The organism is Alloalcanivorax xenomutans, from assembly GCF_900217905.1.
Taxonomy (GTDB): domain Bacteria; phylum Pseudomonadota; class Gammaproteobacteria; order Pseudomonadales; family Alcanivoracaceae; genus Alloalcanivorax; species Alloalcanivorax xenomutans.
Genome location: NZ_OBMO01000004.1, coordinates 114,475 through 130,689 on the forward strand (window position 1 = coordinate 114,475; position 16,215 = coordinate 130,689).

16 protein-coding genes are annotated in these 16,215 nt (G+C 61.9%); 9 read left to right on the forward strand and 7 right to left on the reverse strand.

Annotated elements, in window-relative coordinates:
- The first annotated feature begins 131 nt into the window (after window positions 1–131).
- The 3 genes from CRO06_RS04545 (at window position 132) to nadA (ending at window position 4,715) form a co-directional block, all read left to right on the forward strand.
- Window positions 132–1,088, forward strand: coding sequence for a helix-turn-helix transcriptional regulator (locus CRO06_RS04545; protein WP_097057826.1), 957 nt, complete (start codon window positions 132–134; stop codon window positions 1,086–1,088).
- Window positions 1,089–1,205: 117 nt separating this feature from the next.
- Window positions 1,206–3,395 carry a TonB-dependent alcaligin siderophore receptor FauA gene (gene fauA, locus CRO06_RS04550; RefSeq protein WP_244902769.1) on the forward strand — a complete coding sequence of 730 codons (2,190 nt, stop codon included), beginning with the start codon at window positions 1,206–1,208 and terminating at the stop codon, window positions 3,393–3,395.
- A 270-nt stretch (window positions 3,396–3,665) separates the two neighbouring features.
- Window positions 3,666–4,715: a quinolinate synthase NadA gene (nadA, locus tag CRO06_RS04555; protein WP_026949690.1), complete on the forward strand. Its 1,050-nt coding sequence runs from the start codon at window positions 3,666–3,668 to the stop codon at window positions 4,713–4,715.
- A 40-nt stretch (window positions 4,716–4,755) separates the two neighbouring features.
- On the opposite strand, the gene CRO06_RS04560 is transcribed toward nadA, so the two are convergent.
- Entirely contained in the window at window positions 4,756–6,189 is a 1,434-nt protein-coding gene (locus CRO06_RS04560) for a M48 family metalloprotease (protein ID WP_022996135.1), read from the reverse strand.
- Between the two features lie 34 nt (window positions 6,190–6,223).
- Between CRO06_RS04560 and CRO06_RS04565 the strand changes: the two genes are divergently transcribed.
- A complete protein-coding gene (locus tag CRO06_RS04565) occupies window positions 6,224–6,502 on the forward strand; it encodes a sulfurtransferase TusA family protein (RefSeq protein WP_097057827.1) in 279 nt (92 codons plus the stop codon).
- A 120-nt stretch (window positions 6,503–6,622) separates the two neighbouring features.
- Entirely contained in the window at window positions 6,623–7,708 is a 1,086-nt protein-coding gene (locus tag CRO06_RS04570; protein WP_022996133.1) for an AI-2E family transporter, read from the forward strand.
- 147 nt (window positions 7,709–7,855) lie between these two features.
- Here the strand turns inward: CRO06_RS04570 and CRO06_RS04575 are convergent, their stop codons facing one another.
- Window positions 7,856–8,320, reverse strand: coding sequence for a peroxiredoxin (locus tag CRO06_RS04575; protein WP_097057828.1), 465 nt, complete (start codon window positions 8,318–8,320; stop codon window positions 7,856–7,858).
- Between the two features lie 14 nt (window positions 8,321–8,334).
- Window positions 8,335–8,868 carry a glycine cleavage system transcriptional repressor gene (locus CRO06_RS04580; protein WP_022996131.1) on the reverse strand — a complete coding sequence of 178 codons (534 nt, stop codon included), beginning with the start codon at window positions 8,866–8,868 and terminating at the stop codon, window positions 8,335–8,337.
- A gap of 275 nt (window positions 8,869–9,143) precedes the next feature.
- On the opposite strand from CRO06_RS04580, the gene dapA reads away from it, so the two are divergent.
- Genes dapA through purC form a run of 4 tightly spaced genes read left to right on the forward strand, consistent with a single transcriptional unit; the run spans window position 9,144 to window position 12,204 of the window.
- Complete coding sequence (gene dapA / locus CRO06_RS04585) at window positions 9,144–10,025, forward strand: 4-hydroxy-tetrahydrodipicolinate synthase (RefSeq protein WP_022996130.1); 882 nt, start codon at window positions 9,144–9,146, stop codon at window positions 10,023–10,025.
- Window positions 10,025–10,660 (forward strand): outer membrane protein assembly factor BamC, encoded by a 636-nt coding sequence (gene bamC, locus CRO06_RS04590; protein ID WP_022996129.1) that lies wholly within the window; start codon window positions 10,025–10,027, stop codon window positions 10,658–10,660. Before dapA ends, bamC begins: the two co-directional genes overlap by 1 nt.
- 19 nt (window positions 10,661–10,679) lie before the next feature.
- Window positions 10,680–11,453: an MBL fold metallo-hydrolase gene (locus CRO06_RS04595; protein WP_097057829.1), complete on the forward strand. Its 774-nt coding sequence runs from the start codon at window positions 10,680–10,682 to the stop codon at window positions 11,451–11,453.
- A gap of 31 nt (window positions 11,454–11,484) precedes the next feature.
- Window positions 11,485–12,204, forward strand: a complete 720-nt coding sequence (gene purC / locus CRO06_RS04600) for a phosphoribosylaminoimidazolesuccinocarboxamide synthase (protein WP_022996127.1) — start codon at window positions 11,485–11,487, stop codon at window positions 12,202–12,204.
- 380 nt (window positions 12,205–12,584) lie between these two features.
- Here purC and CRO06_RS04605 read toward each other — a convergent pair whose 3' ends face one another.
- The 4 genes from CRO06_RS04605 to CRO06_RS04620 all read right to left on the reverse strand — a co-directional run bounded on the left by CRO06_RS04605 (window position 12,585) and on the right by CRO06_RS04620 (window position 16,176).
- The gene (locus CRO06_RS04605) at window positions 12,585–12,755 is read right to left on the reverse strand and encodes a DUF2474 domain-containing protein (RefSeq protein ID WP_080531311.1); all 171 of its coding nucleotides are present in this window, start codon (window positions 12,753–12,755) and stop codon (window positions 12,585–12,587) included.
- Window positions 12,755–13,762: a cytochrome d ubiquinol oxidase subunit II gene (cydB, locus tag CRO06_RS04610; protein WP_022996125.1), complete on the reverse strand. Its 1,008-nt coding sequence runs from the start codon at window positions 13,760–13,762 to the stop codon at window positions 12,755–12,757. Before cydB ends, CRO06_RS04605 begins: the two co-directional genes overlap by 1 nt.
- Before the next feature lie 3 nt (window positions 13,763–13,765).
- A complete protein-coding gene (locus tag CRO06_RS04615; RefSeq protein ID WP_022996124.1) occupies window positions 13,766–15,214 on the reverse strand; it encodes a cytochrome ubiquinol oxidase subunit I in 1,449 nt (482 codons plus the stop codon).
- 401 nt (window positions 15,215–15,615) lie between these two features.
- Window positions 15,616–16,176, reverse strand: a complete 561-nt coding sequence (locus CRO06_RS04620) for a hypothetical protein (RefSeq protein ID WP_022996123.1) — start codon at window positions 16,174–16,176, stop codon at window positions 15,616–15,618.
- Window positions 16,177–16,215: the final 39 nt, after the last annotated feature.

Consider the following 16,215-nt stretch of genomic DNA (forward strand, 5'->3'; position numbering starts at 1 on the left):
ATGACGATTGCCGCCGTTTTCTCCTTGTTGACCTCTCCTTTTTTCTTTATTGAAAATAATTCTTATTAACTATATCTTGCGCCGATCGGAATCCGGCGCCAGGAGAGGCGCGGCCGACGACGGAGACAGCCATGACATACCCGATCAATGCCACCGCCCGGCGCTTTTCGCTGGCGGCCCTGAATGAGCTGGGTGCCCGGTATGGCGTGGACTATCGGCTCGTGGAGCGCTCCGCTGGCGGCGCCGGCGTGCTTGAAGGCGAGGTGGACCAGCAGGCACTGGACTTCGGCGGCACCCTGGTGTTGTCCCGAGTGCGTTCCCTGCAAGCGTATCAGGCCCGCTCCAAGACCGAGTTCTGTCTCTCCGTTGCGGTATTGATGCAGGGAGAGGCGATGATCGGGACCGAACAGGGTCGCCGCCACCGGCTGGCGGGAGATCTGGCGATCACCATGCTGGACCGGGGAGACACCTCGATCCTGGCGGAACATCCGCGGGCACCGACCTTGCAGGGGTTGAATTTGTCGCTGAGGGATCCGGATGGTCTTGGCGATGAGCGGTTGCAAGAGCGGCTGTGGGGGCTGCGCCGTGTCGGGCGCACTCGCCTGACGACCTGGCGTATGCCGTCTTACCTGCAGCAGAGCCTGCTGACCCTGATGAACGGAACCTGGCGGGGTGATCTGGCGGCATTGCACCGGGAAGGTGTGGCACTGCAATTGCTGGCGCATGCGCTGTCCGGTCTGGATACCGCCGACCACACCCCCACCTTGTCGGCAAGGGATCGGCGTCTGTTGCAGCGGGTGTTCGAACGTCTCCAGGAGCAGCCAGAGCGGGAGCACTCGCTGGCCTCACTGGCGGCGCTGGCGTGCATGAGCCCGAGTGCGTTGCGCGCCAAATTCCCTCAGGCCTACGGTCAGACCGTGTTTGCCTGCCTGAGGGAGCGCAGGCTGACGCTGGCCCGTCAGTATCTGGAGCAGGGGGTGTCGGTACAGCAGGCGGCCCATTTCGTCGGCTACCGACATGCCAGCAACTTCACCACGGCGTTTCGTGCCCACTTCGGTATGCCGCCACGGCAGTGGCTACGCCGCTGAGTTCCCGTCCCCCAGCGTGTCGCATAGTTTTTTCAGCATTGCGCATACCCGCGATCAGCCTCAATGAAGAACAATTCTCATTTCATGTTGGTTGCTTTGTAGGAAGGAGAACGGTTCATGGGGCGTCGATTCGACGGTATGAGGGGACGCTGGTGCTTCGGTCTGGCCATGGTCACGGCCGGCGGCGTGGTATCCGCACCGGTTTACGCACAATCTCAGGAAGAAGAACCACGGGCATTGGCGCCGGTCAAGGTCTCCGCCGGCGATCTTTCTCTGGAGAGCAGCAGTGAACAGCGCGGCGGTTACACCCTGGGCGCCACCGTCAGCGCCACCGGACTGTTGCTGTCGCCGCGGGAGACGCCGCAATCCGTGAGCATCGTTACCCGGGAACAGATCGAGGACCAGGGGCTGGTCAGCACCCGCGAAGTGCTTGAGCAGGCGCCGGGTGTCTCAATGATCCGGAGCGACAGCAACCGCTACGCGTTTTCTTCCCGGGGGTTCTCCATTCGGCAATTCCAGTTCGACGGTCTGCTGACCCCGATTTCCAATTTCTGGAACTTTGGGGCCACTGACCTGGATGCGGCTATTTACGACCGCGTTGAGGTGATCCGCGGCGCCACCGGTCTGATGTCCGGCGCTGGTGAGCCGTCCGCGCTGGTGAATTTTGTGCGCAAGCGTCCGGGGAGGGAGTTCGCCGCTAGTGGCGCGGTGTCGACGGGGTCCTGGGACGCGCGCCGGGCGGAACTGGACCTGACCATGCCGCTTACCGAGGACGGTCGTGTGTCCTCCCGGGTGGTGGCGGTGCGTGACGACAGCGAAAGCTACATGCGGGTATTCGACGATGACCGCCGTACCCTGTATGGCGTGATCAGTGCGGAGCTGTCACCCAGCACGCTGCTGGTGGCGGGCGTGGAGTACCAGGATAACCATAGTAACGGCATGGGGGCGGGGTTTCCCATGTTTTATAGCGATGGCTCCCGCACCGATTTTCCCCGGTCCGTGGTCAATACCACCGACTGGTCCCAATTTGGCACCACCTCCACCACCGGTTTCATGGACCTGACCCACGCCCTTGGTAACGGCTGGCAACTGCGCGGCGCGTTCAGCTACAACGATGGCGATTACGACATGGAATATCTGTTTCGTGGCGGTTACCCCGACCCGGATACCGGCGAAGGCATGACCGGCTCGTTCCTCAATTACCGTGGTGATCGCCAGTATTATCAGATGCACCTGACCGCCACCGGGCCGGTGGAGTGGTTCGGGCGCATTCATGAGGTGTCGCTGGGCTGGATGCGGGTCAAGGACGATTATGTGATGCGAGCGGCTTATCCGGTGGCCAGTCCGGATGTGGGCAGCTTCTTTGACTGGCGTGACAGTCGGGTGCCACGACCAGTCTGGGGGGATTATTCCAACGTCGATGACAGTGTGATTCGTCAGAATGGGGGCTATGTGGTCACCAGGTTGTCATTGGCCGATCCTCTGCACGCCATTCTGGGGGCTCGTATCAGCCAGTGGGAAATCGATCAGGTTTATTTCGGCACACCCACGGATTATCGGGTCAACGATGAAATCACGCCCTATGCCGGTTTGATCTACGACCTTAATGATGTCTACTCGGCATACGCCAGCTACACCCAGATCTTCCAGCCGCAAAACAATCGCGATCCGCAAGGTGACCTGCTCGACCCGATTCACGGCAACAGCCAGGAACTGGGGCTCAAGGCCGGCTGGGCCGGTGGGCGGTTGACCGGTGCGGTGTCGGTGTTCCGTACCGAGCAGGACAACCTGGCCGAGGAGATCCCGGGAGTCTCGCTGCCGGGGCAGCCGGACCAGCCGGCTTATCGAGCCACTTCCGGAGCCACCGTGGAGGGGGTCGATCTGGAACTGACCGGCGAACTGACGCCACACTGGCATGTTTCCACCAGTTATACCCATTTCACCGCCAAGGACGCCGACGGGCAGACACTCAACCGCACCCAGCCGCGCAGTCTGTTCAAGCTGTTCACCCGTTATCAGCCGCCGGTGGAGCGCCGTTTGACGTTGGGGGCTGGCGTGGACTGGCAAAGCGGCTTTTCCCGCTATACCTCGAGTCGTGTGCCGGTGGTGGGACGAACCAAGGTGGAGCAGGGCAGTTACGCTCTGGTCAATGTCATGGCTCGTTATCAGATCACGCCGGAGTTGAGCGCCACGGTGCGGTTGAACAACGCCTTCGACAAGACCTATTACACCAATGTGGGTTTCTACGATCAGGCCTGGTGGGGAGAACCGCGCAATGTGACGCTGTCGCTGCGCATGGCTTTGTAGTCCGGTCTCGGGGAACCATGGAACGCGGTTTCCGGCTCTGTTTTTATATGCATAAAATGCATTATTGTGAGCCTGGGAGGCAGCAAATCCGGGGCGCCTGGCGTTTTACACCATACTCTTGACGGCACCCGCCGTGATCCCATCCTCGGCTGTGGTATGATTCGCCCCCCTGGTGGCATCAACATCCTTGATGGCCACCGGGACAGCGACGAGGGTCCGATCCGGACCGATTGTCGGCTTTCCGATCCTCACACGGGGCGGCGATGCGATATGAGTGCTCAGGCTAAAGAACTGGTCCGCGCCCATCTGGCCCATGCCGGTGGCGAGCAGGAGATGACCCTGGAACAGCGGGAATTCTACCGCGAGCGGATTAAAGAGAAGTTACAGGCCCGCGACGCGGTGATGGTGGCGCACTATTACACTGATCCGGAGATCCAGGCTCTGGCCGAGGAAACCGGCGGTTGCGTGGCGGATTCCCTGGAAATGGCCCGCTTCGGCAAGGAGCATCCGGCCAGTACCCTGATCGTGGCCGGTGTGCGTTTCATGGGCGAGACGGCGAAGATTCTCAGCCCGGAAAAGCGGGTGTTCATGCCCACTCTGGAAGCCACCTGTTCCCTGGATATCGGCTGTCCGGAGGATGAGTTCGCCGCCTTCTGCGAACAGCATCCGGACCGTACCGTGGTGGTTTACGCCAACACCTCGGCGGCGGTGAAAGCCCGGGCGGACTGGGTAGTGACGTCTTCCATCGCGGTGGAACTGATCGAGTACCTGGACCAGCGCGGCGAGAAGATTCTCTGGGCGCCGGACCAGCACCTGGGGGCCTATGTGCGTGACAAGACCGGTGCCGACGTGCTCTGTTGGGACGGCGCCTGTATCGTCCACGAGGAGTTCAAGGCGCGCGGTGTGGAAGACCTGAAAGCCGCGCATCCCGGTGCCGCCGTGCTGGTGCATCCGGAATCGCCGGCATCGGTAGTGGCCATCGCCGATGTGGTGGGTTCCACCTCGCAGCTGATCAAAGCCGCCACCGAGATGCCCAACGACACCTTCATCGTCGCCACCGACAAGGGCATCTTCTACAAGATGCAGCAGTTGGCGCCGGAGAAGACCTTCATCGAAGCGCCCACCGCCGGCAGCGGCGCCACATGCCGCAGTTGCGCCCATTGTCCGTGGATGGCCATGAACGGTCTGGAAAATACCCTGGCGGTGCTGCAGGACGAAAACGGATGCGGGCAGGAAATCTTCGTCGATCCGGACCTGGCCCGTCGGGCCATGGTGCCTTTGGACCGGATGCTGGATTTCGGCAAGAGCCTGAAACGCTGATCGAATGGGCGGTGGTCCGGGGCGGTGTCCCGGACCACCGTCAAAACTCCTCTTCGGAAAGCCGCTCCATTTCCTTGAGACGCGCATTCAGAGCGCTGCGCAGCGCAAACTGTCCGCTGGCTTCCTTCAGGGCAAACTGCATTTGTTGTTTGGCCTCGCGGTCCCGGCCGCGCAGGAAAGCGTATTCGGCCCGGCCCCGATGAGCGCGCGCCAGCTCCCCGCTGTTGCCCCAGGCGTCCGCCGCCATGGACCACAGCATGGGGTCATCCGGGCGCTGCCGTAGCAGGGGTTCCAGCACCGGCACCGCTTTTTCCGGCTGTTTGGAATAAAGATACGCCCGTGCCAGAAGTACTGAGCTGGGGTAGCCCTCCGGGTTGATCTTCTGCACCCACTGGGCCATCTCGATGGCACGGGGATAGTCGCCTTCCGCCAGCGCCACTTCCGCCAGGCCCAGCGGGTACCACAGTTCGGTGCGGTCCTGCTGGCGCAGTTGCTCCAGCTGGCGTCGGGCCAGATCGTACTTTTTGTCGTACAGAGCCGACATGGCGAGCCCATAGCGGGCCGCCTCCCGCTGCTTGGCGTCGCCGTTGTTCAGCCGTTTCTGGAAGTAGGCTTCGGCACGCTGATAATCGTCGAAGAAGGAGGCCTGGATACGGGCGCGTACCAGCTCGAAGGGCAGGGAGGTCTCCTGTTTCGGGTGAGGCAGGTTACGGGCCCGGGCGCGGCTGTCCGCCACCCGGCTTTCGGTAACCGGGTGAGTGAGCAGAAACTCCGGCGGATCGCCGGCGAATTGTTGCTGCTCCACCAGCCGTTCAAAGAAACGGGGCATGGCGTTCGGGTCCAGGCCGGCCGAGACCAGAGTCTGCATGCCTACCCGGTCGGCTTCCCGTTCGTGGTGGCGGGAGTAGGCCAGTTGAGACTGGATCACCCCGGCCTGGGTGGCGGCCATGCCGGCCATGCCGGCTTGAGCATCGCCGGCCACCGCCACCGCGATGCTGGCCAGCATGGCCGCCAGCATGGCGATGTTGGTGCGCTGGGAATCCACGTAGCGACGGGTAAAATGGCGTTGACTGACGTGGGCGATTTCGTGGGCCACCACGCTGGCCACCTCATCCATGGATCCGGCGTTGAGAAACAGGCCGGCGTTGAGGCCGATGACGCCACCGGGCACCGCGAAAGCATTGATGGCCCGGCTGTTGATCACCACGATGGAAAGATTGGGTTCGTGCAGGTCACTGAACGAAGCCAGCCGGTAAACCAGGTTTTCCACGTAGTCTTGTACCAGTGGATCGGTCATGATCGGTGTCTTGCCGCGCAGGCTGCGCAGCCAGCTGCGGCCCAGCCGGTACTCCTGGTCCGTGGACAGCAGCGCCGCCGCCGGGTCACCGAGATCGGGCAGATCCTGGGCGCGGCCGGGTGGCGCGGCGAGCACCACCACCAGGCAAAGTATCAGAGCGTGCATGGCACGGATCACAAAATAACTCCTGATATAAGGATGGCACCCTTTGATGGATGGCACCCGACACAATTCCGAGGATCCGATGACCGTTCATCAGACCCTGGACGCCAGGGGGCTGCAATGCCCCCTGCCGTTACTGAAAACCCGCCAAGCCTTGCGTCATCTGGCGCCGGGGCAGCTGTTGCGGGTACTCGCCTCCGATGCCGGTTCGGCAAGGGATATTCCCGCCTATCTTCGACAATCACCTCATGATCTGGTTCGCGATGGCGAGGCGGAGGGCGAATTCGAGTTTTTGATACGTTGTGGGGCCGCCGGTGACGGCGCATAGAGACTGTGTAAATTACACGGAACTATCAACCCCTCCGAGAGCTCTTTACGCCGTGGCGGCGTAAAGGTTATGAACAGGCTCTGATAATCCGATACCCGGTTTTAATAAGGAAGGCACTCGATGTTCAAAGTGTTCAAGGGCTGGATGGAACGCTGGTTTGCCGATGAAGAGGCGGTTTATCTGCTGGTGGCCCTGGTGGGTGGGCTGGCCGTTATCCTGCTGTTCGGCAACATCCTGGCGCCGGTGCTGGCGGCGTTGGTGTTGGCCTATCTGATGCAGGGGCTGGTCAGTGCCCTGGAACGGCGCGGGTTGCCTTCTCTGCTGTCGGTGACGCTGGTGTTCCTGCTGTTCCTTGGCGGCCTGGTGGCCACCCTGGTGGTGCTGTTGCCGATGGTGTGGCAACAGACGGTGATGTTGGTGCGGGATCAGCTTCCTCACGTGCTCAAGAACAGTGAGCAGTGGTTGCGGGCATTGCCAGAGCAATACCCGGAAGTGATTTCCATGGAGCAGGTGAACATCCTGGTCAACTCCGCCCAGCGCGAACTGGCCCAATTCGGACAGGCGGTGCTGTCGTTGTCGCTGTCATCGATTCCCAACTTGTTGGAGATTCTGGTGTTTCTGGTGCTGGTGCCGCTGTTGGTGTTCTTTTTTCTCAAGGACCGGCAGGCACTGGTGTCCTGGCTGCTCGGGCTGCTGCCTTCCCGTCGCAACGTGCTGGGCCGGGTTTGGCAGGAGATGGACGGCCAGATCGCCAACTATGTGCGTGGCAAGGCCATCGAAATCCTGGTGGTGGGAACGGCGAGTTTCGTGGCGTTCCTGTTACTGGATCTCAATTACGCGCTATTGCTGGCGGTGATGGTGGGCTTGTCGGTCATTGTCCCCTATGTGGGGGCCACCCTGGTGACCTTGCCGGTGGCGGCGGTGGGTTATGCCCAGTTCGGCTGGAGCGGAGACTTCGCTCTGGTGATGGTGATATACGGGGTGATTCAGTTCCTGGACGGCAACATCCTGGTGCCGTTGCTGTTTTCCGAAGCGGTCAATCTGCACCCGGTGGCGATCATCGTCGCCATTCTGTTCTTCGGCGGGATCTGGGGGCTGTGGGGGGTGTTCTTCGCCATTCCGTTGGCCACTTTGCTGAAAGCGGTGCTCAACGCCTGGCCGCGGGAAGAGAAGGAAAAGCCCCAGGAACTACCCGCAGCCGAGTAATGGGGGGATCAAGGTGCCTCTTGCCAGGAGAGGAGAGCCGACGGTCAGCGTTCCAGGACACGCTACAAGCACATCCATGTGGGCTCGGGTTTGGCCTTCCCTGGCCAAACACGGTCCTGGAACGCTGACCGCCGACTCTCCCCGGGCTCAGAGCGTTTTTGCCGCTTCCAGCACCTCGTCCACGTGGTCCTTGACCTTGACCTTGCGCCATTCCTTGCGCAGTACGCCCTTGGCATCGATCAGGAAGGTGCTGCGTTCGATGCCTTCGAATTCCTTGCCGTACATCTTCTTCAGTTTGATCACGTCGAACAGGCGGCAGACGGTCTCGTCCTCGTCGCTGATCAACTCGAAGGGAAATGCCTGCTTGGCCTTGAAGTTCTCGTGCCGGCGCAGGGAATCCTTGGAGATGCCGAACACCTCGCAGCCGGCTTTCTGGAAGGCGGCGTACTGATCGCGGAAGTTCTGGCCCTCGGTGGTGCAGCCGGGGGTGCTGTCTTTCGGGTAGAAGTACAGCACGAGATTCCGGCCCTGCCAGTCACTGAGCGTGAAGGTGGTGTCGTTGGTGGCTGGAGCGGAAAAGTCGGGGACCGGCTTGTCCAGTTCTACGGTCATGGGGCGTCTGTCCTCTATCGTTTCGGGGTCATGGTGGCGTCCAGGTTGCGGCCTTCGCAGAAGTCCAGGAAGGCCTCGCGCAGGCGTGCCACCGAGTGTTCGGTGGGAATACTCAGTGCCAGGTGCAGTCGGAACATGGCGGTGCCGGTATGGGGCGCGGCGTAGGTGCCGGTGGTGAGGTCGGCGATATTGATGCCGCGTCCGGAGAAGAACTCGGCGATTTCATGGACGATGCCGGGGTGGTCCATGGCCACGACCTCGACCTCGTAGGGCAGCGCCTGCTGCCCGGTATCGCCGCTGCGGGTGCGTTTCAGCGTCAACGCCAGATCCAGCTTGCCTTCCAGCGTGGCGCGGTCCTGTTCCAGACGCGCCAGGGCATCTTCCTCCGCCGCCACCAGCATCAGCACCGCGAACTCGCCGCCCAGCAGGGTCATGCGCGAGTCCAGAATGTTGCCGCCGTACTCCAGCACGGTCCTGGACAGGGCATGGACGATGCCCGGCCGGTCGGAGCCAAGGGCGGAAATGACGATCAGTGACTCAGTGGCCATGATGGGATCCTCGCAAGCGTAAAAACTTGCTAACGTCGGTGGAACGTCGGCAAGCGGGAAGGCAGTAGCTTAACGCTACTGGTCGGGGACCGAAACCTCGCTCCGATGCTCCGGGAATGTTCCGGGATGCCCCGTGCCGGTGCCTTTTCCGGCGAATTGATATTGTTCAGGCCAAGCGCGGAGGGGTACCATACGCGGTTTGGGGAACCACGGTTCCCAAGCGTCTGTGCGCTAAAACGAACAGGCTCTCAACGGGCCAGGCAGGAGATGACGGCATGATTCGCGGCAGTATTGTGGCGCTGGTCACCCCGATGCGGGAAGACGGCTCGGTGGACTGGGAGCGGTTGCGTAACCTGGTCGACTGGCACGTCGAGCAGGGCACCCACGCCATCGTGGCGGTGGGCACCACCGGTGAATCCGCTACCCTCGGCTTCGAGGAACACGACAGCGTGATCCGTGAGGTGGTGGCCGTGGCCAATAAACGGATTCCGGTCATCGCCGGTACCGGGGCCAATAATACCGAGGAAGCCATTCGCCTGACCCGTGACGCCAAACGCGACGGCGCCGATGCCTGCCTGCTGGTGACCCCGTACTACAACAAGCCGCCCCAGGAAGGCCTGTATCAGCACTTTCTGGCCGTGGCGCGGGCGGTGGATATTCCCCAGATCCTGTACAACGTGCCCGGGCGCACCTCCTGTGATCTGTTGCCGGAGACAGTGGAGCGCCTGTGCCGGGTGCCGAACATCGTCGGCATCAAGGAAGCCACCGGTAATCTGGAACGGGCGCGGGAGATCCGTGAACGCTGCGGCCCGGATTTCATGGTCTATTCCGGTGACGACGCCACCGCTTGCGAGCTGATGCTGGCCGGCGGCGATGGCAACATTTCCGTTACCGCCAACGTGGCGCCGGCGAAAATGGCGCGGCTCTGTGACGCGGCGCTGAGTGGCGATGCCGATGGTGCCCGTGCATTGAATGCGGAACTTGAGCCCCTGAATCGTGATCTGTTTATCGAAGCGAACCCGATCCCCGTGAAATGGGCGCTTTATGAGATGGGGATGATCGACCGGGGAATCCGGTTGCCCCTGGTTACATTGTCGGAGGCCGCACAACCGCGCTTGCGTGAAACGCTGCGTCGTAGCGGGCTCCTGGAGGCATGATGCAGCGTTGGCTTACTGTTGTCGCGCTGGCCACCACGGGCATGGTGGCCGGCTGTGGTTTGATTCCGAATCAAAGTCTGAAGTATCGCGAAGCCGAGGTGGTGGAACCGATGACCGTGCCGGACGGCTGGGTCTTCATCGGCCAATCCCCACTGTATGAAGTGCCGGACGCCGATCAGCGGCTCACCGCCGAGGATGGCGAACGCAGCTTCCAGGCACCGAAACCGCCGGATCTGGTCGGCGCGGTGCCGGAAGGCGGCGACCAGACGCCGGTGCCGGCGTCGCCGGCCGGCGCCAGGGCGGTGCTGGCGAAGGACGGTACCGGTTACCCGATCATCATGATGCCGGACCGCTATGCGCAAGCCTGGGAAAGCGTGGGGCAGGCTCTGACGCAGACTGATCTGCGCGTCACCGACCGTAACCGCGACCAGGGCGTGTTCTTCCTCACCACGCCGGAACGTTATCAGCTCCAGCCGGCGGAGGCTCAGCTCAAGCTCAGCCATACCACCAATGGTATTCAGGTGGCCCTGATGAACGCCGAAGGCACCGCGCTGGCGGATAAAGCCGGGAGCCTGGCGGTATTGGAAAGTCTGTACGGCGAGCTGCAACGTATCGGCTCGGGTATCCGGCGCTAGGCGCCGGCGGAAGGCCGCGGTGCGCCTGGCTTCCCTGGGCAGTGGCAGTAAAGGCAACGGCACCCTGGTGTCCGCCGGCGACTGCCTGGTGCTGGTGGATTGCGGCTTTACCGTCAAGGAAACCGAGCGCCGCCTGGCCGAGCGCGGTCTTGGCGGCGCCGATCTTGGTGCCATTCTGGTCACCCACGAGCATGGCGATCACATTCGCGGCGTGGGCGCCTTGGCCCGCCGGTACCGGATCCCGGTTTACAGCACCTTTGGCACCGCTCGGGCGGTAACCGGAAAAGCGGCGGATCTCCATCGCTGTGACTGGCATGAAGTGCGCCCCGGACGGCCCTTCCAGATAGGTGCCCTGGCGGTGACGCCGGTGACCGTGCCGCACGATGCCCGTGAGCCGTGCCAATACCGGTTCTCATGGCGGCAACGGGAGGTGGGTGTGCTCACCGACCTGGGCTCGGTAACCCCGCACGTGCTGCAGGCCTATGCGGAATGCGACGCGCTGGTGCTGGAATGTAACCACGAGCCGGAATTGCTCGCCAACGGCCCTTACCCGCCGTCGCTGAAGCGCCGGGTCGGGGGGCATCTGGGGCACTTGAGCAATCAGCAGGCGGCGGCGATGCTGGCACAGTGCAATGTGGATCGCTTGCAACATCTCGTGCTGTCGCACTTGAGCGAGCAAAATAACACTCCCGATCATGCTCTGTGGGAGATCCATCAGGTCATGGAGCAGGGCCGGGAGCGAATTCAGGTGGCCAGCCAGACCGGCGGGTTTGACTGGCTGGATGTTTCCTAGCGCAGGATCACGAGGTCAAAGCAGGTACCCCATGGAAAAACGTGACGAACTCTACGCCGGCAAGGCCAAGTCCGTATACACCACCGACGACGCCGACAAGCTGGTGATCGTGTTTCGCAACGACACCTCTGCTTTTGACGGCAAGAAGAAAGAGGCGCTGGACCGTAAGGGCGCGGTGAACAATCAGTTCAACGCCGCCATCATGGAAAAGCTCCAGGCCGCCGGTATTCCCACGCACTTCGAGAAGCTGCTGTCCAACAACGAATGCGTGGTGAAGAAGCTGGAGATGATCCCGCTGGAATGCGTGGTGCGTAACATCGCCGCCGGGTCCATCGTGCGCCGCCTGGGCGTGGAGGAGGGCAAGGAACTGAATCCGCCCACTTTCGAGCTGTTCCTCAAGGACGACGCCCTCGGTGATCCGATGGTCAACGAATATCACGCGCGCAGCTTCGGCTGGGCCGAACCCGAGCACCTGGAAAAAATGAAGGAATTGACCTTCAAGGTGAACGACGTGCTCAAGCAGCTGTTCCTGGACGCCAACATGCTGCTGGTGGACTACAAACTGGAGTTCGGTCTGTTTCACGGCGAGGTGGTGCTGGGCGACGAGTTCTCCCCGGACGGCTGCCGCCTGTGGGACAAGGACACCCGTGAGAAAATGGACAAGGACCGTTTCCGTCAGGGGCTGGGCAATGTGGTGGAGGCCTATGAAGAGGTGGGCCACCGCCTCGGTATCACCTTCCAGTACGACTGACCCGGCCTGAATTCCATCGCGGTCCTTTTCCGCTACGGGAGAGGACCGTGATTGTTGCCCGTTCCCGCCTGCCCGCTTCCTCTCCCGCCCACCCCTGGGGCCTGCTTCCAGCGCCATATCAGTGCGTTCGGCGTTACGGTTTTGCACAAGGTAACGAAAATTTCACAATGCGCTGAAGCTGCCTGGCGCAAGTTGTTGTTTTTTCTTGGGTCGATATTTAACTCCTTGATTTAAAAGGAGTTTAATTTTATGGATACTTTTTCGTCATTCTGTCGAAATGTCAGGGTAAATGGGGCCTGGCGACAGTTGATGACAGTCTGTGCACAGAGTTATCCACAGATTCTGTGAGTAACTTGCCGGTGCATAAACCCTGATCAATTTCAGCCGCCGTGCAGTCCCAGGGCGTTCATGAACAGGCGCATCAAACCGGCGGTGAAACCGAGCGCCAGTACACTGGCACTCCAGATCAGCGCCATCCATCCCAGCCGTTTCGGCCAGGAGGGCGAGGCGGCTTTGGTGGTTTGAGCGTGTTCCATTTGCTGGCTTGCCATCAGTGGTAACCGTCCTCCGGCCGGACTTTGCCACGGAACACGTAGTAAGCCAGGGCCGTGTACATCAGGATGAAGGGGATAATGAACAAGGCCCCCACCAGGGTGAAGCCGAGGCTTTGTGGTGGCGCGGCGGCCTCCCACAGCGTCACGTCCGGTGGCAGGATGTGCGGCCAGCCGCTTACCGCCAGGCCACTGTAGCCGAGGAAGATCAATATCAGGGTGTAAATGAATGGCGAAACCTGGGCGCCCTGTTGCAATCCCTTGAGCATGAGCGTGGCGCATAACACCACCAGCAATGGAATCGGCGAGAACCAGAAAACATTGGGAAAGCTGAACCAGCGCTCGGCGATTTGCGGGTGCGCGATTGGCGTCCACACGCTGATAACGGTAATCAGGGCCAGCATCACCCAGGTCAGCGGATAGGTCAGGCGGCGCATGCGGTCTTGCAGGGGACCTTCGGTTTTCATCAGCAGCCAGGTGCTGCCCAGCAAGGCGTAGGCGAACACCAGGCCAACCCCGGTGAACAGCGGGAAAGGCGCGAACCAATCGAAAGCGCCACCGGTGTAGGTACCGTTCTCCATCGGCAGGCCGTTGATGAAGGCACCCAACACCACACCCTGAAAGAAGGTGGCTGCCAGCGAACCGCCGATGAACGCCTTGTCCCATATCGGCCGCTCGTGCTCGCGGGCCTTGAAGCGGAACTCAAAAGCGATGCCGCGGAAGATCAGCCCCAGCAGCATGAAAATCAACGGCAGGTAGAGCGCGGTGAGGACCACCGAGTAGACCATCGGGAAGGCGGCGAACAGGCCGGCACCGCCGAGCACCAGCCAGGTCTCGTTGCCATCCCAGACCGGCGCCACCGTGTTCATGGCCACGTCCCGATCATGCTTGTCCGGCAAAAACGGATAGAGGATACCGATGCCGAGATCGAAGCCGTCCATGATCACATACATCATCACCCCGAAGCCGATGATGAGGGCCCACAGTAAAGGAAGATCGATACCCATGGTTCAGCTCCTGGTGTGCGGTTGTGGATGCCCGGCATCGCCGTCGTCGTCCTCCACGGCGGACAAGGGCCGCATGGGCTGGCGATACTGGCCGGGGCCGCCATGGGCTTCCCGTTCTCCTTCGCTGATCACCGGCCCCTTGCGCACCAATCGCAGCATGTAGGCGATACCGGCGCCGAACACGAAAAGATAGACCAGTACGAACAGCGACAAGGACAGCGCCAGTTGGCCTGGAGGATGGGGAGATACGGCATCGGCGGTGCGGAGCAGCCCGTACACCACCCAGGGCTGACGGCCCACTTCGGTGGTGTACCACCCGGCCAGAATGGCGACCAGGCCGGCGGGGCCCATTACCAGCGCGAAGCGCAGCAGCCAGGGATGGTCATAGAGGCGTCCGCGCCAGCGCTGCCACAGGGCGTAGCCTCCAAGCGCGATCATCAACAATCCAAGACCGACCATCACCCGGAACGACCAGAACACCACCGGCACATTGGGGCGATCTTCCGCTGGAAAATCCTTCAAGCCGGCGATGGCGCCGTCCCAGCTGTGTGTCAGGATCAGACTGGCGAGTCGCGGAATCTCCACGGCGAAACGGGTGGTTTCCGCTTCCATGTCCGGCCAGCCGAACAGGATCATCGGTACCCCCTCGCCAGCCGCGTGTTCGTCGCCACCCCAATGGCCCTCCATGGCGGCTACCTTGGCTGGCTGATGTTCCAGGGTGTTCAAACCGTGAGCATCGCCGATCAGCGCCTGGATCGGCGCCACCACGATCAGCATCCACATGGCCATGGAGAACATCTTTTTCACCGCCGGATTATCGCGTCGCCGCAGCAGGTGCCAGGCGGCGGAAGCGCCGACGAACAGGGCGGTGGCAAGGAAGGCGGCCACACTCATGTGCAGCAGGCGGTAGGGGAAGGAGGGGTTGAAGATGACCTCGAACCAGTTCACTGGCACCACCACGCCGTCGATGATCTCGTGCCCCTGGGGGGTTTGCATCCAACTGTTGGAAGCCAGGATCCAGAACGTGGAAATCAGAGTGCCGATCGCCACCACCACGGTGGAGAAGAAATGCAGGCCGGGGCCCACCCGGTTCCAGCCGAACAGCATGATGCCGAGAAAACCCGCCTCCAGGAAAAAGGCCGTCAACACTTCATAGGTCAACAGCGGGCCGGTGATGCTGCCCGCGAACTCGGAAAAGAAGCTCCAGTTGGTGCCGAACTGGTAGGCCATGACCAGGCCCGAGACCACGCCCATGCCGAAGTTGACAGCGAACACCTTGCTCCAGAAATGGTAGAGATCACGGTAGACGGTGTCCTTTCGATACAGCCAGAGCCCTTCGAGTACCGCCAGATAACTGGCCAGACCAATGGTGATGGCGGGAAAAATGATATGGAACGAGATGGTGAAGGCGAACTGCAGACGGGCAAGGTCCAGCGCCAGGGCGTCAGACATGGGCGTACTCCTTCCGGCGGCAATGGGGCTCACGCCCCGGCCCAACGGGCAAAGAATCGGGTGGCGTCGCCGCCCCCGTTCAAGAATCCTCTAAAGGCTAGCAAGAAGGGCGGATGCCGGAACCTGGGCAGAGTGTCCTTGGGCATTGTGTCCTTGGACCGAATGTCCAAGGGGGCCCTTGTGCAGGTAAGGAGAGTCGCCGGTCAGAATTCCATGACCGTGTTTGGCCAGGGAAGGCCAAACCCGAGCCCACATGGATGTGCTTGTAGCGTGTCCTGGAATTCTGACCGGCGACTCTCCACGGGCTCTGACGCCCCTGTGGGAGCCGCCCTGGCGGCGAATTGGCGTGCAGACGCTCCCTTAAAAGAAAGGACCGGGATGAGGCGGAGGGGCAGCGAAAGCTAACGCCGCAGCATCGGCAAAGGACGCCAGGGCTCGGTGGCCATCTGACGCAGGAACAGCGTCAGCAGCCGGCGGTGGAAGCCGGCGTTGGGGAAGCGGCGCAGCACCGCGCGCAGAGCCGGACGCGGCACGGTAAAGCGCAGCAGCCCCCGGGACAGATCGATCCAGTCGGCGCGGCGGAATGCCTCCACCAGCGCTGTCTTGCCGGGCTCGCAGGCGCTGAGCTTATGATGATCCAGGATCATGTCCTGAACCTCCGCGCTCCAGGCTCCACGGCCGGTCTCATGGAGATAGTGGCAGGCCAGACGGGCGGAAGGGCTCAGGTAATTGAAGGTGCCGGCCAGCCAGATGCCGGCGTCATGGAAGAAGGCCGCGACCTGTAGTTTTTCCAGGGTGTCTTCCGTCAGCGGCTGCTGCAGCGCCACCAGATTGACCAGGCGATAGACATGGTTGCGATAGGCGGTCTGGTCACGGCCAAAGCGCTCCGCGTACTGGTCGAACAGGGCGTCCACCAGCGGTAATTCAGTAATCAGAGCCTGATGCATCGACACGGTGTCCACTGACCCGTCCTCCTCTGTGCCCCAGTCCGGTCGGGGACT